The sequence below is a fragment of the Segatella albensis DSM 11370 = JCM 12258 genome, assembly GCF_000426565.1.
Classification (GTDB): Bacteria; Bacteroidota; Bacteroidia; order Bacteroidales; family Bacteroidaceae; genus Prevotella; species Prevotella albensis.
Window position 1 is genome coordinate 19,322 of the sequence record NZ_AUFP01000008.1, and the last position, 21,646, is coordinate 40,967.

Genomic DNA, 21,646 nt, shown 5'->3' on the forward strand with positions numbered 1-21,646 from the left:
GAAGCAAAATTGAAGAAATAAAGTTGAAGAATTGTGCTCGTTCATCGGGCACTTATAAAAAACGAATTGGGCTGTCAATCATCATTGACAGCCCTTTTACGTTAGTATGTTATGAAAAATTTGAGAGAATTGAAACTTCACAGTTTCATAATTGTTTTGTTTTACTAAACATGATTTTTATAGAGAAAGCATAGAAATTTTTTCTACTTCAAGATAGTGGTGTTGGAGTTTACTTCGCTCGTCTCGATGCTACTGTGCTGTAGACTGTCGATACTGGAAGAGTCGCTCATGGCAACTGATTCTCCCTTTTGATGCTGTACACTATACCCTTGTGTGGTATTAGCATCATCACCACCTGTAAAAGAAACCTGTGCTGCGTTGCCGAGAGTCAGGAATATGGCTACTACGGCTGCTGCCTTGAACAATGGCATCAAGCGCTGACGCATGGTTACTACGCGCGCCTTAACAGGCTGAGGCTCTTCGATCATTGACAAAATCTTCTGGTCGAAATCGTCACCAAGTACTTCTGCCTTTTTTTCGTTGGCCTCATAGGTAAAGAGGTCTTTGTATGGAAGAAGTTCTGTAGGAACATCTTTCTGGCTAAAGAATGTGCGGAGTATAGCTTCCTCTTCGAGTGAAGTTTCGCAATTCCAATAGCGATCCAAAAGTTGTGTAATGTATTTATAGTCCATATTTGTCAAATTCTCGAAATTGTTGTTTAATAGCCTGTCGAGCTCTGAAAATGTTCACTTTCACTTGTTCTTCAGTGATGCTCAAGATGTTGGCGATTTCTTTGTAAGGCTTTCCTTCGAAATCTCGTAGCTGCATACAACAGCGTTGCTTTTCGGGTAGCCCATCTACTAATCTATGCAAGAGATTGATGCGATCTTTCTGTAGCATATCCTCGTAGGGATTGGATGATTGGTCAATCTCGTCTTGTGGCCTTTCATCAAGCGATTTGGTGTCTCTACCACTCTTCTTGAGATGGTCTAAACTGAGGTTTCGCGTGATCGTCAAGCAATATGCTTCTATCGAATCTATATCACCCCAGTGGTCTCGATTGTTCCAAACCTTTATCAGTGTATCTTGCACGATGTCTTCTGCCTCGGCTCGGTTGAGCGTAATGCGCAGTGCTAGTCTGAAGAGTTCATTCTTCAGTGGCAACACATCGTTACGGAAACTGATATTTTTCATCCTCTCTATTTTTTATGACGATTAGGTTACTTGGAAGTTACAAGAAATCTTGCTTTTCTCTCAAATTTAACGTTTATTTATATTTTCTGCAATTCTTATCTGTTGAAATTATCATTTTGTAATCATTGTGCCATGCTTTCCATCGATGGCTGTAGCAAGAGTGATGATGACCTTGTTCACTCCTTTATCTACGGCAGCGAGGGCATTTTCTATTTTAGGTATCATGCCACCTGCTACGGTTCCGTTGGCCACATATTTTTCGAAACCTGCTCGTGTGATGGTGGGGATAACACTTTCGTCGTCATCAGGATTGCTGAGTACACCTTTCTTCTCGAAACTGTAGATCAGTGTGACGTCAAAGTATTCAGCGAGTGCCTTAGCAGTCTCTGAAGCAATCGTATCGGCATTCGTATTCAGAATGTTGCCTTGTCCGTCGTGGGTGAGCGGTGCTATTACTGGTATGATACCTTCTTCGATAAGTGTTTTGAGTTTTGCACCGTTCACGCGTTCTACATCACCTACGAAACCAAAGTCGATACCATCTTTCAATGGTCGCTTATGACTATGGATGATGTCGATATCGGCTCCTGTAAGACCTAATGCGTTTACGCCATTTGCTTGTAACTTAGCAACAATATTTTTGTTGACGAGTCCTCCATAGACCATGGTGACAACCTCGAGCATATCGGCGTCGGTGATACGTCTGCCGTTTATCATCTTGCTCTCTATGCCGAGTGCTTGGGCAATTTTAGTGGCACGTCGTCCGCCTCCATGAACCAAGATCTTCTGACCTTTGATGGAAGCGAAGTCCTGTAATAATTGTGAAAGGCGCTCACTGTCTTCTACAATAGCGCCTCCTACTTTTACAATAGTTAATCTCTCTTTCATAAGCATATTTTATTTCATCGCGTAAGGAGATGTTCTCCTTAACGCGTGATATCTGAATTCGGCTGTTTACTCCAGATAAGTGTAACCGTAGAGGCCACTTCGATAGTTGTTAAGGAATTCCTTACCTTCTTCGAGTGAAATCTTACCAGTCTTTACACTCTTGGTGACCCATTGCTCAAGCTGGCGAACGAGTTTCTTTGGATTATACTGAACATATCCAAGTACTTCGTCAACGGTTTCTCCGTCGAATATCTGATCGATATTGTATTTGCCGTCTTTGATACTGATGTGTACGGCATTGGTATCACCGAATAGATTGTGCATGTCGCCGAGAATCTCTTGGTAAGCGCCTACAAGGAATGCTCCAAGATAGTAAGGTTCGTTCTTCTTTAGAGAATGGAGTGGCAATACATGACTTGGGCGACCGTTGACTACGAAGTTGGCTATCTTTCCATCACTGTCACAGGTGATATCTTGTAATGTCGCATTGCGGTTTGGACGCTCGTTGAGACGTTGGATAGGGATGATTGGGAATAACTGATCGATAGCCCAACTGTCTGGAAGACTCTGGAACAAACTGAAGTTGCAGAAATATTTATCGGCAAGTAATTTGTCGAGTCCACGAAGTTCATCCGGTACATGTTTCAATTGTTTGGCGAGGTTGTTAATCTCGTGACAAACACTCCAATACATAGCTTCAATCTCAGCACGTGTTTTCAAATCTACTAGGCCATGAGAGAAAAGCTCCAGTGCTTCATCTCTAATCTGTTCGGCATCGTGCCAGTCTTCTAGCATATTACGAGGTGTAAGGTTATCCCAAATCTCATATAAGTCTTTTACAAGTTGATGGTCTGTATCTTTGGCCTCAAATTCTTCTGGCATCTCTGGCAATGATGCAGTTTCAAGAACATCAATTACGAGTACGGAGTGGTGGGCTGCAAGGCTTCGACCACTTTCTGTAATGATATTTGGGTGCTTGATATTGTTTTTGTTGGCTGCGTCGACAAAGGTGTAAACACAGTCGTTGACATATTCCTGAATAGAGTAGTTTACGGAACTTTCACTGCTTGAACTTCTAGTTCCGTCATAATCGACACCGAGTCCACCTCCACAGTCTACGAAATCTACATCGTATCCCATCTTGTGTAGGTTGATATAATACTGTGCGGCCTCACGAAGGGCTGTTTGAATGCGACGAATCTTGGTAATCTGGCTACCTATATGGAAGTGGATAAGTCTTAGGCAATCGTGCATACCCATTTCGTCAAGTTTATTCAATGCCTCGAGTAATTCTGAAGAGGTGAGTCCGAACTTAGAAGCGTCACCTCCGCTTTCTTCCCATTTACCGGAACCCGAAGAAGCTAATTTGATGCGAATACCTAGATTTGGTTTCACATTCAGTTTTTTGGCTGCGCGGGCAATGGTGTCAAGTTCATTTAATTTTTCTACAACAATGAAGATTCTTTTGCCCATCTTTTGTGCAAGCAGTGCCAGTTCAATATAGCTTTCATCCTTGTATCCATTGCAGATAATCAGGGAATCACTCTGGCATTGTACTGCGATGACAGCATGAAGTTCTGGCTTACTTCCTGCCTCAAGCCCCAGGTTGAACTTTCGGCCGTGAGAGATGATTTCTTCAACGACAGGTTGCATCTGGTTAACCTTGATAGGGTAGATGATGAAATTCTCAGCTTGATATTCATATTCCTTCTTTGCTCTTTTAAAGCATTCTGAAGTTTTTTCGATACGATTGTCGAGAATATCAGGGAAACGAAGTAGTACAGGCGCTGTAATATCTTTCAGTGCCAGCTCATCCATAATCTCTCGTATGTCGACTTGTGTTTCGTCTTTGCAAGGGGTTACGTATACATTTCCTTTTTCGTTTACACCGAAATAAGAAGTTCCCCAACCATTAATGTTGTAGAGTTCCTTAGAATCTTCTATCGTCCACTTCTTCATTTATGTAATATTATCTTAAATCTTTAATAGTTCTTTTATTTTTGCTACTGAAATTTTAATTTTTTCGTAATTATCCATCAGGTCTACATTCAATGTGTACTTAGCCTGAGTATAATATGGGTTTCGTTTCTCAAGTTGCTCATTAATGAATACCTTCACTTCTTCTGGTGTCTTGTTGAGCAAAAGCGGACGAACAGTCTTCCCCATCTTTAAATGACCGTAGAGGACTTCGGGACTGGCTTTTAGAAATACCGTTTCACCTTGTTGATTCATATATTCGATATTATCGAAGAAACAAGGTGTTCCACCACCGCAGCTGATGATGACATTTTCGAATTCTGCTACTTCGTGGAGCATATTGTGCTCAATCTTTCTAAAGCCCTCTTCGCCTACTTCATCAAAGATTTGCTTTACAGTCTTCCGCATACGACTCTCGATATACCAATCAAGGTCGTAGAAATCCATATTTAGTTCTTTAGCAAGGCATTTGCCGACTGTGGTCTTGCCAGCTCCCATGTATCCAATGATGATAATTCTTTTCATTCTTTATTTTTTCGTGCGTCTTGTCTTTGTTTTAGGTTCTGGCGCATTCTTAATGATTTCCATACATTGTTCGAGTGTTAGCTCGGCTGCTTTCTCATGGAGGTCTTTAGGGATACGGAAATTCTTTCCATCGTAAACGATGTATGGTCCAAAGCGTCCTTTCAATATTTCGATATTCTCATCTTCTTCGAACTTCTTTATATGGCGCTCTTTCTCTGCCTGACGCTTCTTTTCGATGAGTACGACAGCCTCTTCGATGGTTATCGTCATCGGGTCTTTCTCCTTAGGAATAGAAACGTATTTCTTGTTGTGGAGAACATAAGGTCCGAAACGGCCTGCACCAATAGTTACTTTGGTGCCTTCGAAAGTGCCTAATGTACGTGGTAACTTAAAGAGTTCGAGAGCTTCTTCCAATGTGATAGTCTCCATGCTCTTATCTTTTGGAATCTGAGAGAAGCGTGGTTTTTCTTCATCTTCGGCAGTACCAATCTGTGCAACCGGTCCAAAACGACCAATCTTTACAAATACAGGTTTGCCACTTGCTGGGTCTATACCTAATTCGCGCTCGCCAGCTTTGTGCTCGCTTCGAGCGTTCAGAACTTCCTCAACAATAGGTTCAAACTTCTTATCGAAGTTTTTCATCATCTTCTCCCATTCTTCCTTGCCTTCAGCGATTTTATCGAACTGTTGCTCAACATCTGCAGTGAAGTTGTAGTCCATGATGTGAGGGAAGTTTTCCATTAGGAAGTCATTTACGACGATTCCGATATCTGTAGGCAGAAGTTTTCCCTTTTCAGAACCTGCCATCTCTTTCTTGGTCTTTTGGGTAATCTGAATACCCTTTAGCGTATCGATGGTGTAAGGACGTTCTTCCCCTGGCTTGTCACCCTTGGTAACGTATTCTCGATTCTGAATGGTACTAATTGTTGGTGCGTATGTAGAAGGACGGCCGATACCAAGTTCCTCGAGTTTTCTTACAAGACTGGCTTCTGTGTATCGGATAGGTCCCTGAGAGAATCTCTCTGTTGCAGTAACTTCTCTGCGTTGCAGATTGTCTCCCTCTTTGAGGGCTGGTAGTGTGCGTACTGCATCTTCTCCGTTTTCATCTTCATCGGTAGATTCACGATAAACCTTGATAAAACCATCGAAGGCAATAATCTCGCCATTGGCAACAAACTTCTCATCACAACCACTGATATTGATGTTTACTGTGGTTTTCTCAATCTGAGCATCTGCCATCTGAGAGGCAGCAGTTCTTTTCCAGATAAGGTCATACAAACGCTTCTCTTGTGAAGTACCTTCAATCTCAGCTTTATCCATGTAGGTAGGGCGGATGGCCTCGTGGGCTTCCTGAGCACCTTTAGAATGAGTTTGGTAGTTGCGTGGCTTACTATATTCTTTGCCGTAGAGTTTGATGATTTCATCCTTACTGGTGTTGATAGCTAATGTAGACAGGTTTACACTATCGGTTCGCATGTAGGTAATGCGTCCACCTTCGTAGAGGCGTTGAGCTACCATCATGGTCTGACTGACAGTAAAGCCTAATTTGCGAGCAGCTTCCTGTTGTAGGGTAGAAGTGGTAAAAGGAGGAGCTGGAGAACGTTTCAGCGGTTTTTTTGCCACAGATTCTACAGAGAATGTAGATTCCTTGCATTTTTCAAGGAAAGCTATTACCTCATCATGGGTAGCAAATCTTCTATCAAGTTCTGCTTTTACCTCAGTAGCACTTCCGTCTGGAGCAATCAATGCGAAAATAGCATTTACCTTAAAGTAAGGTTCGCTTTTGAATTTTTGGATTTCGCGTTCACGTTCTACGATAAGTCTTACCGCAACACTCTGAACACGACCGGCACTCAAGGCAGGTTTAACCTTGCGCCAGAGTACAGGAGAGAGTTTAAAACCTACCAAGCGGTCAAGTACACGACGTGCTTGCTGGGCATTCACCAAGTTCATATCGAGATGGCGTGGATTCTTGATAGCCTCAAGAATAGCCGATTTCGTGATTTCATGAAAGACGATACGAGAAGTCTTCTCCTCGTCTAAACCAAGTACTTCGCAAAGGTGCCATGAGATAGCTTCTCCCTCGCGATCCTCATCGGATGCTAACCAAATCTTTTTAGCCTGTTTGGCATTTGCTTTGAGTTCTGATACAAGTGCCTTCTTCTCTTGAGGAATTTCGTAAGTTGGTTCCATGGTCTTCTCGTTGATACTGATTTCTTTCTTCTTCAGATCGCGGATGTGTCCGTAGGAAGACATTACTTTGAAATCTTCACCTAAAAATTTTTCGATTGTCTTTGCTTTTGCAGGGCTCTCGACTATAACTAAATTTTCTTGCATATTCGCTTGTACTTCTTTTGGGGCACAAAAGTAAGCAAAGTTTTGGCTTGTACCTTATTATATAAGCAAAATTTTAAGATTTTTAATGTTTTTAGATTTCATTCTAAAAAATTAAGAAGATGCATCATGGCATCTCCTTAATAAATTGCATCAATCCTTGTTGTATGGATTTTAGTCCGAACAGTTCTGGATGTATGTCTTTTATTGCTATCCATTTTACTTCCAAAGCATCGTCCATGGCTTTTAAAGAGGAGAAGTCGTCCACCTGACAAAGATAAAACATATCGAGTGTCGGGATGTCGAGATCGGAATATCTATATTTGTTCGGCAGACTAAAGAGGTATTTTGCTTTTTGGACATTTAGTCCTGTCTCTTCCTTCACTTCTCTTATCACACCCTGCTCGGATGTCTCCCCGATGTCAGCAAAGCCTCCTGGTAAGTCAAGAGTTCCTTTGGCAGGTTCTTTTCTCCTCCTTACCACCAATAGTTCCTTTTTATCGTTTAAAATCAAGGCTACGTTGGCACTACTGGGATTCATGTAATATTCAAATCCGCATTCGTTGCAACGTTTACTTTTCTCATCTTGTTCTTCAAAGTGCGAGGAACCACAGATAGGACAATATTTGAATTTATCTAAAGGATGCAATGTGTTTTCTGTTTAAATTTTATTTATCCCAATTGTCGGTTCTGAAAGGAAATAGTGGAAGTAAACCGGCATTCTTTACATTACCGAGTTGGAAATTCTTGAAACAATATCTTACAGAGACAGGCTTTTTTACAGCAGGACTCTTTACCATAAGTCCGATTCTCCAATCGTATGAAACTTCGGCAGGATAGAAAACCTTATCTTCACCGGCAATCTCAAATCCTTTGAAGTCTTCGTATCTGGAGATGGCATCGAAATCATTCTTTAAAAAGATGATCGCTGTGTCACCTTTCACGGTCATATGGTCAAATTCAGGACTCTCGCAGATGATACTCTTCATTCCGTAGGTCTTGTTGAGAGCTTGAAAAGCAAGTCTTTCGCCTACTTGACGTTTCTGGCGAGGATGAATTTGTTGGGTCTCCCAAGGGTAAACCAAATCGTTGGTACAGATGATGCCGCTGTTTGGTATAATTTTGCTGGCTTTCAGTTGTTCCTCGCGCAAGAATGCTGCAGATGTTTGGTCTGCGTTATCATACCAATATGGAGCAATCTGAACAAAATAGAATGGAATCTCTCCTAATCCAAACTGGTTTCTCCATTGTTTTACGAGTAAATCGAGTAAGAAAGAATAACTAGGTTTCTCTGCTCCTACATTAGAACAACCCTGATAGAAGATGATTCCTTTCACGGTGTAGTTGATAATAGGATTAAAAGTGCCGTTTCCCCAAACTAGAGGACGTAGATAATCCCATGAATATTTCTTTACGAATTTGTTAGAGTCGAGAGGCTCTTCCGTGTATTTCTTCAGATTCTCTTTAGTAAGCCAACTTTCCACCCTAGAACCACCTTTGTTTGCCATGATCAATCCTACAGGGATGTTGAGTGCACGATTGATATACTGTGCAAAGAAATATCCCGTAGCCGAGGCATCACCGACGGTATTTGAATTGATTTCTTCCCACTTACAGTCGGCATCTTCTTGGGGCTTCATACTCATCACGCTGGGAACTTTCATATAGTGAATACCTCTGTAGTTGTTGGCCTCTATTACGGTTTCGTTGTAGTCTTCTATCGGACAGTTACTGAAACCTTTTATAGGCATTTCCATATTACTCTGCCCGGCACAAACCCAAACCTCTCCCGAAAGAATGTTCTTAAGTTCGATGCGGTCTTCTCCGTCGCTGAATGATATGGATAAAGGCGTGTAACTGGCTGTTGGACTTTGGACTTTTACAAACCATCTTCCACCTTTGTCGGCTTTTACAGAATATTTCTGATCAGACCAACTGGTATTTATCTTTACAGTTTTTCCGGGATTGTCCCATCCCCAGAGCCTTACTTCACAGTTCTGCTGGATGACCATATTGTCACCAATCAGATGCGAAAGTTTTAATTTGGCGTGAACGCCCATGGTAAGGGCAGTCACAGCCGATAATATAATGATACGTTTTAGCATGGTATGGTTATTATGTTTTTAGGCATTGCTGAATTACAGCAATGCCTTAATTTCTGCGTCGAGATCTGCAATCTGAGAATCTCTCTTATAAAGTGAATTATTTCTGTCAATCAAGAAGAAGGTAGGAATGCTCTGTACATTGTACTGGATGAGGCTCTGTCCCTGAATACCATCCTCGTCACGAACAGAGATCCAAGGAAGAGCAGCAGTCTGAGTCTTCCAGAAATGTTCGTCAGGATCTACAGAAACCTGATAGATTTCAAGACCGGCAGCATGATATTTGTTGTACAGATCGCGGAGCATCATGATTCTCTTGGTACTTTCGCTTGTCTGGAACATATGGAAGTCGAGCAATACAACTTTTCCTTTCAGATCCGTAAGTCTGCGAACATTACCTTTGTTGTCAGTCAAAGCCAAGTCGATGATATTTGAAACCTTTACCTTGCTGGCCTCAATCTGTTGCTGTGCACGTTCAGCCTGAACGATTCTGATATTCTTCATACCCTCAATAGCGATGTTATGAAGGTTCTTACCACGCTCAGAACCAGGATAATAGGTATCCCAACTTGTAGCAACGGCAGCAAATACCTGTACGTCTTCTTTGTTGGCACGAGGGTTGAAAATCAAACTGTTCGTATTTCCCAATTGTACAGTCTGGAATAGAGCATAGTAAGATGAGGCCTGCATAGGAGCCTTGAAGATATAGTTACGCTTTACATTATCTTTGTATTTCTCTAATACCATTTTTATGGCTAGTTCGGTAGAATCTACACCGATATTATTGTTAGCAGCGATAGCATTGATAGTTCCTTGCAATTGCATCTGCATAAAAGAAAGTTCCTTGATTCTTGTACAGTTCTCAGACCCCGATACCTCATATTTCGTAGCTATTGTAGGCCAGGCAGCCTTTACGGTTACAGTTTCAGTAGAGTCGATAGAGAGGTTAATACTCTGGTTGGCAATTCTCAATCGATAGAACTCAGGAGTAACAGAATCCATTGCAGCCTCGTCGAATTCGAAGGCACCATTTTCGTCGAGTTTAACAGAATCAACCTTTACAGGACCGTTAAGACTGATGTTTTCGAGATAAAGCATGGAATCCTTGGCATTTTCGATGTTGCCATTGATGTGGAACTTCTTGTTAGAGCAAGAAGAAATGGTCAGCGCAGCAGCGATGAGGGCTGCAACTGAAAAGAACTTTGATATTTTCATGTTTATAGTATTTTCATTATATTATCGATTGCAAAGATAGAAATTTTCATGGAGAAATGAACAAATGGAAAGATAATTTCTGAAAAATATAGAAATAAAGTGCCAAACTTTTGTTTTTCTCATATTAAATAGGTATCTTTGCGGAGTTTTATATTATGATGTTTAGTGAAAACAATAAAGTTTTAAATTTTTAGATGAACGTAATTACGAAAACAGTTCAATTGCCAGATGGAAGAACCATCTCAATTGAGACCGGAAAGGTTGCAAAACAGGCTGACGGCTCCGCAGTATTAAGACTCGGAAATACTGTACTTCTCGCAACCGTTTGTGCAGCCAAAGAGGCAGTTCCGGGTACAGATTTTATGCCTTTGCAGGTAGATTATCGTGAGCAGTACAGTGCTGCAGGTCGTTTCCCAGGTGGATTTACCAAGCGCGAAGGCAAGGCTAGCGATGAAGAGATTCTTACTTCACGTCTTGTAGACCGTGCTCTTCGTCCATTATTCCCATCAGACTATCACTGTGAGGTCTATGTACAGGTTATGTTGCTTTCTGCAGATGGCGTAGATCAGCCAGATGCACTTGCTGGTTTTGCAGCATCGGCAGCTATGGCTTGTTCAGATATTCCTTTCGAATATACAATTTCAGAAGTTCGTGTTGCTCGTATCAATGGTGAGTTTGTTATCAACCCAACATTCCAGCAGATGGAAGAGGCTGATATGGACTTGATGGTTGGTGCTACCAAAGACAATATTATGATGGTAGAGGGCGAGATGAAGGAGGTTTCAGAGCTTGACTTGATCAATGCTTTGAAGGCTGCTCATGAGGCTATCAAACCAATGTGTGAACTTCAGGATGAGTTGGCTAAAGAACTTGGTACTGACAAGAAGCGTGAGTATGATGATGAAATCAATGACGAAGAACTTCGTCAGCAGATCAAGGACGAGCTCTATCAGCCAGCTTATGATATCAACCACAAGGCTTTGCCTAAGCACGAGCGTTCTGACGCTTTCGATCAGTTGTTGGCAGAGTTTCTTGAGAAGTATGATGCAGCTCATACAGATCTTTCAGAAGACGAACTTGAAGAGAAGCATGCAGAAGCTAAGCGTTATTATGATGATGTTATGCGCGATGCTATGCGTCGTTGTATTCTCGATGAGGGCCTTCGTCTTGATGGTCGTGCTACTACCGATATCCGTCCTATTTGGTGTGAGGTATCTCCTCTTCCAATGCCTCACGGAAGTGCAATCTTCCAGCGTGGTGAGACTATGTCTCTTTCTACCTGTACTTTGGGTACTAAGTTGGATGAAAAGTTGGTTGACGGTGTTCTTAACCGTGGTTACCAGCGCTTCCTTCTTCACTACAACTTCCCTCCATTCTCTACCGGTGAAGCTAAGGCTCAGCGTGGCGTAGGTCGTCGTGAGATTGGTCATGGTCATTTGGCATGGCGTGCGTTGAAGGATCAGATTCCTGCAGATTATCCTTACACCGTACGTTTGGTAAGTCAGGTTCTTGAATCTAATGGTTCTTCTTCTATGGCTACAACATGTGCCGGTACTCTTGCATTGATGGATGCTGGTGTTCCAATGAAGAAGCCTGTATCAGGTATTGCAATGGGTCTTATCAAGAACCCAGGCGAGGATAAGTACGCTATTTTGAGTGATATCCTTGGTGATGAGGACCACTTAGGTGATATGGACTTCAAGACCACAGGTACACGTGATGGTTTGACAGCTACACAGATGGATATCAAGTGTGACGGTCTTTCTTTCGAAATCCTTGAGAAGGCATTGATGCAAGCTAAGGCTGGTCGTGAGCACATCATGGATGAGATGATGAAGACAATCTCTGAGCCACGTGCAGAACTTAAGCCACAGGTACCACGTATCGAAGCATTCACAATTCCTAAGGAGTTTATCGGTGCTGTTATCGGTCCTGGTGGTAAGATCATCCAGCAGATGCAGGAAGAGACCGGTGCTACTATCACCATCGATGAGGCTGACGGCGTAGGTAAGGTTCAGGTTTCTGCTCCTAATAAGGAAAGTATTGATGCAGCTTTGGCTAAGATCAAGGGTATCGTTGCTATTCCAGAGGTAGGTGAGGTTTACGAGGGTACTGTTCGTAGTGTTATGCCTTATGGTTGCTTCGTAGAGATCCTTCCTGGTAAGGATGGTTTGCTCCATATCTCTGAGATTGACTGGAAGCGTCTTGAGACTGTTGAAGAGGCTGGTATCAAGGAAGGTGATAAGATCAAGGTTAAGTTACTTGAGATTGATCCTAAGACAGGTAAGTATAAACTCTCTCACCGTGCTCTTCTTCCAAAGCCAGAAGGTTATGTAGAGCGTGAGCGTCGTCCACGTCGTCGTAACGAGCGTCGTCACAATGATGAGAAGCAGGAGAACAATAATGCAGAATAATCGTTAGATTACACATTATTATATAGTAGGAGTCCCGCAGTCGTAAGATTGCGGGACTTTTTTTATCCGCATCTTGATATGAAAGTTCACTTTGCAACCGAGTTGCATTGACATCATCTTATTTTTGCATCAGAAAGAAAACAAAAAGCAAGATAAGATGAATAAAAAACTATTGAGAGTGATCGGTTCTGCGGTACTTCTTTTAGGAGCATGGCTTGTGGAGACATATTGCATGTTGCCAATGTGGCAACTCCTCATAGTGTATCTCGTGCCTTATCTCCTTGTAAGTTATGATGTGCTGGGTGAAGCGATGGAAGGTATCATGGAAGGAGACCCTTTCGACGAAGATTTTCTGATGAGTATTGCGACGATAGGAGCGTTATTTATAGGATTTCTTCCTGGTGTAGAATCACAGTTTACGGAAGCTGTCTTTGTGATGCTATTCTTTCAAGTAGGTGAATTGTTTGAAGACTATGCTGAGGGCAAGAGTCGTGACTCTATCTCTAAGATGATGGATATCCGTCCCGATACGGCCAATGCGTTTCGTCATGGAGAACTGTCAGTAGTGAGTCCGGAGACAGTAGAAGTCGGTGAGACGATAGTTATCAAACCAGGCGAAAAAGTGCCAATGGATGGCGTTGTTATCGAAGGGCGATCTACTCTCAATACCCTCGCACTCACAGGTGAGAGCGTGCCCCGTGACGTAGAAGTTGGGCAACAGGTGATTTCTGGTTGCGTGAATATCTCAGGCTTGTTGAAAGTCAAGGTAGAGAAGAGTTTTGGAGAGTCTACAGCCTCCAAGATTATCGATCTTGTGGAGAATGCAGCCGAAAATAAGTCGCATAGTGAGTCCTTTATCACGAAGTTCGCTCATATCTATACCCCGATAGTAGTGTTTTTGGCTTTAGCTTTGGCTTTTCTTCCGCCATTCTTTACCGATGATTATGCAGAATCTTTTGCTGTGTGGCTTTACCGCGCATTGACCTTCTTGGTAGTCAGTTGTCCTTGTGCCTTAGTGATCTCAGTACCTCTTACGTTCTTTGGAGGTATAGGAGGAGCATCCCGACGAGGCATCCTGATCAAGGGAGGAAACTATATGGATGCTTTAGCACATATAGGTACTGTGGTTTTTGATAAAACAGGTACCCTTACCCGTGGTGTTTTTGCAGTAGATGCAGTCCATCCGGAACAATTTGACGAGAAAGAACTGCTTCATTTGGCAGCTCATGTTGAGCGATATTCTACTCATCCTATCGCTACGGCATTACGTGAAGCTTATCCAGATGAAGATGATGACTGTAGGATAGAGAATATACACGAAATAGCAGGTCATGGTGTTCAGGCCGATGTGAATGGTCGTGTTGTCAGTGTGGGCAATGCCAAGATGATGGAAGCTGTAGGAGTCAACGTTCATACCTGTGAAGTATGTAAAAACCATGTAGGTACCATCATTCATGTGGCTGTAGATGGCAAATATGCAGGTCATATTGTCATCTCTGACAAAATCAAATCCGATTCACGAGAAGCAATTTCTGCTTTAAAGCATTTAGGTGTAGAACGAACGGTGATGCTAACGGGTGATAAGAAAGAAGTTGGTGAGTTCGTGGCTCGCCAGTTACAACTCGATGATTATCAGGCTGAACTACTTCCTGTCGATAAGGTAGCCCAAGTAGAACAACTTCTTCAGTCAGAAACAACAGGAAAGACTCTTGCTTTTGTGGGTGATGGCATCAATGACGCACCTGTTCTTGCTCGTGCAGATGTTGGAATTGCGATGGGAGGATTGGGTAGTGATGCTGCTATAGAAGCCGCAGATGTGGTGCTTATGGATGACAAGCCTTCCAAGATAGCCTTGGCCATTCGTATAGCCCGTCGAACGATAGGTATAGCCTCCCAGAATGCTTGGTTTGCTATCATTGTCAAAGTGTTGGTACTTGTCCTTGCCACCTTTGGTTGGGCATCCATGGCTCTTGCCGTCTTTGCAGATGTCGGAGTGATGGTATTAGCAGTACTCAATGCGATGAGAGCCTTACGAGTATAAATGGTGTTGCTTTGAGAAGCGAAGAGTAACTTATCAGTATCTTTCTTACTCAGTTGATTGTGCGACGGCCGTGGCATTGGTGTGCGACGTTCGTCGCACATGTGTGTTACGGCCGTCGCACACTTGTATCACGGCCGCGGTACATACTATATATCCTGACAAATACAAATGTTATTTCACTTTAAGTTAACTACGTAATGCTTCAATGTATTCTTTGAAGGCTTTCCCGGTAGGGGTGATGCGACAGATAGTATAGGGTTTCTTTCCCTTAATTCCGCAAAGTGAGGACGTAAGATTGGGGTTGTTGTGAAATATATAAAAATAAAGCCTCGCAAGTAGAAAACTTGCAAGGCTTTGCTCTTAGCGCTTCAAGATGGGCTTGAACCAACGACCCCCTGATTAACAGTCAGGTGCTCTAACCAACTGAGCTATTGAAGCATTTAGCAATCGTTGTTTGCTTGATTGCGAGTGCAAAGGTAAGGCAAATATTTTATTCCACCAAATATTTTTGAGAAAAATTTCACGAAAAATGTAAAATACACTAATTTTTTTTGTTTTTTGACCATTTTACCGCTTTTATATAGTACTTTTGTGGTCATAATTCGATTTATCATGAAGAAAATAATTATTTCACTTCTCATCCTGGCCACATTGCCAGTGATGGCCCAGGTAGATAACGACCACAATTTTAAGGTGACGAAAGATCTAGAGGTGTTTACCGATATCTATCGTTATCTTGATATGATGTATGTAGATACCCTTGATGCCGATGAGGTTATCGGTAACGGTATCGATCAGATGTTGCGCAGTCTCGACCCGTATACGGAGTATTATCCAGAGAGTAAGGTGAAGAATCTGCAACAGATGCTTACCGGTAAGTATGCTGGTATCGGTGCTTTGATCAGATATAATCAGCAGTTGAAACGTGTGGTCATTGATGAGCCATATAAGGATATGCCAGCAGCAGAGGCAGGACTGAAGAAGGGTGATATCATCCTGAGTATCGATGATACCTTGATGACGAATAAAGACGTAAGTTATGTGAGCAGTCATCTGCGTGGTGATGCTGGTTCTTCTTTTATTATTAAGGTGAAGCGACCAACTACCGGTAAGATACTGAAGATGAAGGTAACCCGTCGCTCAATCCAGTTGCCATATCTGCCTTATTATGGAATGCAGGAAAACCAGATCGGATACATCAATCTGAATTCGTTTACAGAGAATTGTGCCAAGGATGTGCGTCGAGCCTTTATCGACTTGAAACGACAGGGAGCGAAGGGATTGATCTTTGATTTGAGAAACAATGGTGGTGGCTCATTGCAACAGGCCGTTGAAATCGTCAATATGTTTGTGCCAAAAGATATCACGTTGGTGAGAACCAAAGGTAAGTTGGCTCGTGCCAATCGAGAGTATAAAACCACTGTAGAACCTATAGATACCGTGATGCCTATTGTTGTCTTGGTGAATGGCAATACAGCCAGTGCAAGTGAGATTACCTGTGGTTCGCTACAAGATTTAGACCGTGCCGTCGTGCTTGGTACACGTACCTTCGGTAAAGGTTTAGTTCAGGTGCCTGTGGATGTTGCCTATAACGGGCAACTCAAACTCACGACAGCACATTATTATATACCTTCGGGGCGTTGCATTCAGGCAATCAACTACAAGCACAAGAATGGTGGTTCTGTAGAACAGGTGGCAGACTCACTTACAAGAGTTTTCCATACAGCCAATGGAAGAGAAGTGCGCGATGGTGGCGGTATCAAACCTGATCTGGAAGTGAAAGCAGATACATTGCCAAACATCTGTTTCTATCTGGCCGGAGCTCGTGATAGTTCAGAAGTATTGCTCAACTACGAAGTCGATTTCATTGCCAAGCATCCTTCGATAGCCACTCCGGATAAGTTCGAGTTGACAGATGCAGAATATGATGATTTCAAGCAGCGTGTGCTGAAGGCCGATTTCAAATATGACCGTGAGACTGAGAAATATCTGAAAGACCTGGTAAAGTTGGCTAAGTTTGAAGGCTATTACGATGATGCCAAACCAGAATTTGAGGCTCTGCAGAAAAAGTTGAAACATAATGTCGTAAAAGACCTTGATTACAATAAGGAAGCCATCAAACAACTTATAGAGACAGATATCGTTGCCGCATATTATTATCAAGCCGGAAGTACCCAGTTGAATTTGCGCTACGACCGACAGATGAAAGAAGCCATACGATTGATACAGAATAAGATAGAATATCAGAAATTGCTGACACCAAAGAAGAAATAATATGCTCATTTCCTTGAAAATGTGCAACTAAGATAAAGAATTTTATACTTTTATTTGGCTGCTTGCGAAATTATTACTAATTTTGCAACGTTCAGTGGAATGAGGGGCTCAATCAGAGCTCCTCATTTTATTTTAATAAGGATGATATGATAGACAAAAACGTCGTAAAGAAATTAGTCGACGAATGGCTTCAGGATAAGGAATATTTCCTGGTAGACATTCAAATTAGTCAGGACGACAGGATCGTAGTAGAAATTGATCATGCAGATGGCGTGTGGATAGAAGACTGCGCTGAATTGAGTAAGTACATCGAGGAGCATCTCGATCGTGAGGAAGAAGATTTCGAACTCGAAGTTGGTTCTGCTGGTCTTGGTCAGCCTTTCAAGGTAGAGCAGCAGTATTTGAATAATATTGGTAAAGAGGTTGAAGTGCTCACTGCAGAAGGAAAGAAAATCCAAGGAGTCTTGAAGAGTGTTGATGGCAATGACTTTGTGGTTACTGTCAATGAAAAGGTAAAGGTTGAGGGTAAGAAACGTCCTGTGAAGATGGATGTAGATCATACCTTCCAGATGGATAATATAAAATATACAAAATACTTAATAAGTTTCAAATAAGCTATGGCAGCAAAGAAGATTCTAGAAGAAACTGTAAGCATGATCGATTCGTTCAAGGAATTTAAGGAGACCAAGAATATCGATCGTACTACTATGGTGAGTGTGTTGGAAGAGAGTTTCCGTAATGTGCTCGCTAAGATATTTGGTAGTGATGAAAACTTCGATGTTATCGTCAACCCAGATAAGGGTGACTTTGAAATCTACCGTACCCGTGTCGTTGTGGCAGATGGGGAAGTTCAGGATGAAAACAAGGAGATTTCACTTACCGAAGCTCAGAAGATAGGACCTGATTATGAAGTAGGCGAGGAAGTAAGTGAGACTGTCGACTTCAATAAGTTTGGTCGTCGTGCCATTTTGAACCTTCGTCAAACCTTGGCTAGCAAGATTCTCGAGTTGGAGCACGACTCATTATATAATAAGTACAAGGACCGTGTCGGTCAGATCATCTCTGGTGAGGTTTATCAGATATGGAAGCGTGAAGTCCTTATCGTAGACGATGAGAATAACGAACTTATCTTGCCTAAGAGCGAGCAGATTCCTTCTGACCAGTATCGCAAGGGAGAAACCGTTCGTGCTGTCATTGCTCGTGTAGATAATGAGAACAACAATCCTAAGATTATCCTGAGCCGTACCAGTCCTGTATTCTTGGAGCGCTTGCTCGAGGCTGAGGTTCCTGAGATCAGTGAAGGATTGATAACCATCCGTCGTATTGCCCGTATGCCGGGAGAACGCGCTAAGATCGCTGTAGAAAGTTTCGATGAGCGTATCGACCCAGTAGGAGCTTGCGTCGGTGTGAAGGGAAGCCGTGTACACGGTATCGTTCGTGAATTATGCAATGAAAATATCGATGTGATCAACTACACCGATAATACAAAATTATTCATCCAGCGTGCATTGAGCCCAGCTAAGATCTCAAGCATCAATATTGATGACGAGAATAAGAAAGCTGAGGTATATTTGCAGCCAGAAGAGGTAAGCCTCGCTATTGGTCGTGGTGGTTTGAATATCAAGTTGGCTTCAATGCTTACCGAATACACTATTGATGTATTCCGTGAGATTGATGAGAATGAAGCTGAAGATGATATCTACTTGGATGAATTCTCTGACGAAATTGATCAATGGGTTATCGATGCTATCAAGGGTATTGGTCTCGATACGGCACGTCAGGTACTTAATGCACCTCGTGATATGCTTATCGAAAAGGCCGACTTGGAAGAAGAGACCGTTGACAATGTAATTAAAGTATTGAACGCAGAATTTGAAAAAGGATAATTAATGAGCATCAGATTAAACAAAGCACTTCGTGAATTAAACATAGGACTTCAAACGGCAGTTGAGTTCCTAGAAAGCAAGAAAAACCTGGGTGAGGTGAAAGCCGACCTGAACTTCAAGTTGAATGATGAACAGTATAAGGCATTGGAAAGCCAGTTCAAGCAGGATGCAGAAGTTCGTAGTCAGGCTGAGAAAATGATCTCCCAGAAGAAACCTAAGGAAAAGAAGCGTGCACCAGAGCAGAATGACGCCAACGCTGAAAAACCAGTTAAGGCCGATGGCCCTCAGAAGTTTACTCCTCTGGGCAAGATCGATCTTGACAGTATCGGCAAGAAGCCTTCTGCAAAATCTGCTGCTCCTCAAGAGCATAAGGAGGCTCCGAAGAAAGAGGCTGCTGCCGTCAGCCATGAGCCTGCCAAGTCTACTCCAAAGGTAGAAAAGCCTGCTGCTCAGGCACAGTCTGCTGCAACTCCTAAAGAGACTCCAAAGGAGGCTCCGAAGGCTGAGGCAAAACCTGAGAAAAAGGTTGAGACTCCAAAGGCAGAACCTAAGGAGACAAAGCCAGCAGAAAACACTTCTGCAGTATTTACCTTGAAGAGTGAGAAGAAGTTGGCTGCAAATGAACCTAAGGTCTTGGGTAAAATCGACCTTTCTTCGCTCAATCAGAGCACTCGTCCTAAGAAGAAGAGTAAAGAAGAAAAACGTCGTGAGCGTGAAGAGAAAGCCGCTCAGATGCATAGCGATCGCAAGAAGCGCGTACGCATCAATAAAGAGCGTGTAGATATCAATGCTGCTGCTAATCAGCAGAATGATAACAATAATAAAAAGAATCGCAATAATAAGAAGAATAACCGTAAGCGTAACCAGAAGCCGCTGGAGGTGAACGAGGAGGATGTTGCACGTCAGGTAAAAGAGACGCTTGCACGTCTTACCAATAAGCAGAACCAGAATAAGAAGGGTGCTAAGTATCGTAAGGAGAAGCGTGAGGCTGTTCAGGAAAAGCTCCAGAAGGAGGCAAGTGCTGAACAGAGAGAAAGCAAGACGCTGAAACTTACAGAGTTCGTTACCGTAAGTGAGTTGGCTACGATGATGGATGTTTCTGTTACTCAGGTTATCTCTACCTTGATGGGCGTCGGTTTGATGGTATCTATCAACCAGCGTCTGGATGCAGAGACCATCAACCTTGTAGCCGAAGAGTTCGGATTCAAGACAGAATATGTTAGTGCCGAGGTACAGGAGGCCGTAAGCGAGGAAGAGGACGATGAGAATGATTTGGTTTCTCGTGCTCCAATCGTAACCGTGATGGGTCACGTAGACCATGGTAAGACCTCTTTGCTCGACCATATCCGCAACACCAATGTGATTGCCGGTGAGGCAGGTGGTATTACCCAGCATATTGGTGCTTATGGTGTGACATTGAAGAATGGCCGTAAGGTGACGTTCCTCGATACTCCAGGTCACGAAGCCTTCACCGCTATGCGTGCCCGTGGTGCACAGGTTACCGATATTGCGATTATTATCATCGCTGCAGATGACTCTGTGATGCCTACCACCAAGGAGGCTATTGCTCATGCTCAGGCAGCAGGTGTTCCTATGGTATTTGCAATCAACAAGATAGATAAGCCGGGTGCCAACCCAGACAAGATTCGTGAAGACCTAGCACAGATGAACCTCTTGGTAGAAGAGTGGGGCGGTAAATACCAGTGCCAGGAGATTAGTGCCAAGAAGGGTATTGGTGTAGATGAATTGATGGAGAAGGTTCTCCTCGAAGCCGATATGCTCGACCTGAAGGCAAACCCTAACCGTAAAGCTACAGGTACTGTCATCGAGTCTTCACTCGATAAAGGTCGTGGTTATGTTTCTACCGTACTTGTAAGCAACGGTACCCTGAAAATTGGTGATATTGTATTGGCAGGAACCTCTTGGGGTCGTGTCAAAGCCATGTTCAATGAGCGTAATAGTCGTGTTGAAGAGGCAGGTCCGGCTTCAGCAGCTATCATCCTTGGTTTGAACGGTGCACCAACAGCAGGTGATCAGTTCCACGTTATCGATACAGATCAGGAAGCACGTGAGATTGCCAACAAGCGTGAGCAGTTGCAGCGTGAGCAAGGTTTGCGTACTCAGAAGCGTCTTACCCTGGGTGATATCTCTCATCGTATCGCACGTGGTGAGTTCCACGAGCTCAACATCATTGTCAAGGGTGATACCGATGGATCAGTGGAAGCACTTTCAGATTCATTCATCAAGTTGAGTACCGAGAAGGTTCAGGTGAACGTTATCAATAAGGCGGTAGGCCAGATATCAGAGAACGATGTCATGCTAGCGTCAGCATCAGATGCCATCATCGTAGGATTCCAAGTTCGTCCTTCTGCCGATGCTCGTCGTCTTGCCGACCGTGAGGGTGTAGAAATCAACACCTATTCTATCATCTACGATGCTATTGATGATATCAAGAGTGCTATGGTCGGTATGCTTGATAAGGTGAAGAAAGAAGTTGTTACCGGTCAGATCGAAGTTAAACAAGTCTTTAGAATCAGTAAGGTGGGTACTGTTGCCGGTGGTATCGTTACCGAGGGTAAAGTACATGCCAAGGATAAGGCACGTGTTGTACGAGACGGAATCGTTGTACATACAGCACCTATTAACGCATTGAAGCGTTATAAAGATGATGCTAAAGAGGTCGCAACAGGTCTCGAGTGTGGTATCAGCTTGGTTAACTATAATGACATCGAGTCAGGTGATATCATTGAGACATTCACCGAAATCGAGGTTGAACAGAAACTTTAGTAACATTTG

Annotated in this window: 15 protein-coding genes and 1 tRNA gene; 6 read left to right on the forward strand and 10 right to left on the reverse strand. The window is 42.9% G+C overall.

Translation table 11 applies throughout. The features are described 5' to 3' along the window. Nucleotides 1-203 precede the first annotated feature (203 nt). The 9 genes from K333_RS0106040 to K333_RS0106080 all read right to left on the reverse strand — a co-directional run bounded on the left by K333_RS0106040 (nucleotide 204) and on the right by K333_RS0106080 (nucleotide 10,235). A complete protein-coding gene (locus tag K333_RS0106040; protein WP_027452454.1) occupies nucleotides 204-692 on the reverse strand; it encodes a hypothetical protein in 489 nt (162 codons plus the stop codon). After that, complete coding sequence (locus tag K333_RS0106045; RefSeq protein WP_024989773.1) at nucleotides 682-1,194, reverse strand: RNA polymerase sigma factor; 513 nt, start codon at nucleotides 1,192-1,194, stop codon at nucleotides 682-684. Before K333_RS0106045 ends, K333_RS0106040 begins: the two co-directional genes overlap by 11 nt. A gap of 111 nt (nucleotides 1,195-1,305) precedes the next feature. Further along, nucleotides 1,306-2,082: an acetylglutamate kinase gene (gene argB / locus K333_RS0106050; protein WP_027452455.1), complete on the reverse strand. Its 777-nt coding sequence runs from the start codon at nucleotides 2,080-2,082 to the stop codon at nucleotides 1,306-1,308. Nucleotides 2,083-2,148: 66 nt separating this feature from the next. Beyond that, nucleotides 2,149-4,041: a biosynthetic arginine decarboxylase gene (speA, locus tag K333_RS0106055; protein WP_024989774.1), complete on the reverse strand. Its 1,893-nt coding sequence runs from the start codon at nucleotides 4,039-4,041 to the stop codon at nucleotides 2,149-2,151. A 15-nt stretch (nucleotides 4,042-4,056) separates the two neighbouring features. Next, nucleotides 4,057-4,584: a shikimate kinase gene (locus tag K333_RS0106060; protein ID WP_024989775.1), complete on the reverse strand. Its 528-nt coding sequence runs from the start codon at nucleotides 4,582-4,584 to the stop codon at nucleotides 4,057-4,059. A gap of 3 nt (nucleotides 4,585-4,587) precedes the next feature. Beyond that, nucleotides 4,588-6,921: a type I DNA topoisomerase gene (topA, locus tag K333_RS0106065; protein WP_027452456.1), complete on the reverse strand. Its 2,334-nt coding sequence runs from the start codon at nucleotides 6,919-6,921 to the stop codon at nucleotides 4,588-4,590. Between the two features lie 124 nt (nucleotides 6,922-7,045). After that, nucleotides 7,046-7,567, reverse strand: a complete 522-nt coding sequence (locus K333_RS0106070; protein ID WP_024989776.1) for an NUDIX domain-containing protein — start codon at nucleotides 7,565-7,567, stop codon at nucleotides 7,046-7,048. Nucleotides 7,568-7,586: 19 nt separating this feature from the next. Beyond that, nucleotides 7,587-9,023, reverse strand: coding sequence for a sialate O-acetylesterase (locus tag K333_RS0106075; protein ID WP_024989777.1), 1,437 nt, complete (start codon nucleotides 9,021-9,023; stop codon nucleotides 7,587-7,589). Between the two features lie 33 nt (nucleotides 9,024-9,056). Further along, on the reverse strand, nucleotides 9,057-10,235 hold the full coding sequence (locus K333_RS0106080) for a TlpA disulfide reductase family protein (RefSeq protein WP_024989778.1): 1,179 nt from the start codon (nucleotides 10,233-10,235) through the stop codon (nucleotides 9,057-9,059). A gap of 194 nt (nucleotides 10,236-10,429) precedes the next feature. Between K333_RS0106080 and pnp the strand changes: the two genes are divergently transcribed. Further along, nucleotides 10,430-12,649, forward strand: coding sequence for a polyribonucleotide nucleotidyltransferase (gene pnp / locus K333_RS12020; RefSeq protein WP_024989779.1), 2,220 nt, complete (start codon nucleotides 10,430-10,432; stop codon nucleotides 12,647-12,649). Between the two features lie 157 nt (nucleotides 12,650-12,806). Further along, nucleotides 12,807-14,690, forward strand: a complete 1,884-nt coding sequence (locus tag K333_RS0106090) for a heavy metal translocating P-type ATPase (RefSeq protein WP_027452457.1) — start codon at nucleotides 12,807-12,809, stop codon at nucleotides 14,688-14,690. 364 nt (nucleotides 14,691-15,054) lie between these two features. Here K333_RS0106090 and K333_RS0106095 read toward each other — a convergent pair. Then, nucleotides 15,055-15,128 (reverse strand) — tRNA-Asn (locus K333_RS0106095). 174 nt (nucleotides 15,129-15,302) lie between these two features. On the opposite strand from K333_RS0106095, the gene K333_RS0106105 reads away from it, so the two are divergent. The 4 genes from K333_RS0106105 to infB all read left to right on the forward strand — a co-directional run bounded on the left by K333_RS0106105 (nucleotide 15,303) and on the right by infB (nucleotide 21,637). Beyond that, nucleotides 15,303-16,964 carry a S41 family peptidase gene (locus K333_RS0106105; protein WP_027452458.1) on the forward strand — a complete coding sequence of 554 codons (1,662 nt, stop codon included), beginning with the start codon at nucleotides 15,303-15,305 and terminating at the stop codon, nucleotides 16,962-16,964. A 146-nt stretch (nucleotides 16,965-17,110) separates the two neighbouring features. After that, entirely contained in the window at nucleotides 17,111-17,578 is a 468-nt protein-coding gene (gene rimP, locus K333_RS0106110; protein WP_024989780.1) for a ribosome assembly cofactor RimP, read from the forward strand. Between the two features lie 3 nt (nucleotides 17,579-17,581). Further along, nucleotides 17,582-18,850 carry a transcription termination factor NusA gene (gene nusA, locus K333_RS0106115; RefSeq protein ID WP_024989781.1) on the forward strand — a complete coding sequence of 423 codons (1,269 nt, stop codon included), beginning with the start codon at nucleotides 17,582-17,584 and terminating at the stop codon, nucleotides 18,848-18,850. 3 nt (nucleotides 18,851-18,853) lie between these two features. Continuing rightward, entirely contained in the window at nucleotides 18,854-21,637 is a 2,784-nt protein-coding gene (infB, locus tag K333_RS0106120; RefSeq protein WP_024989782.1) for a translation initiation factor IF-2, read from the forward strand. The last annotated feature ends 9 nt before the right edge of the window (nucleotides 21,638-21,646 follow it).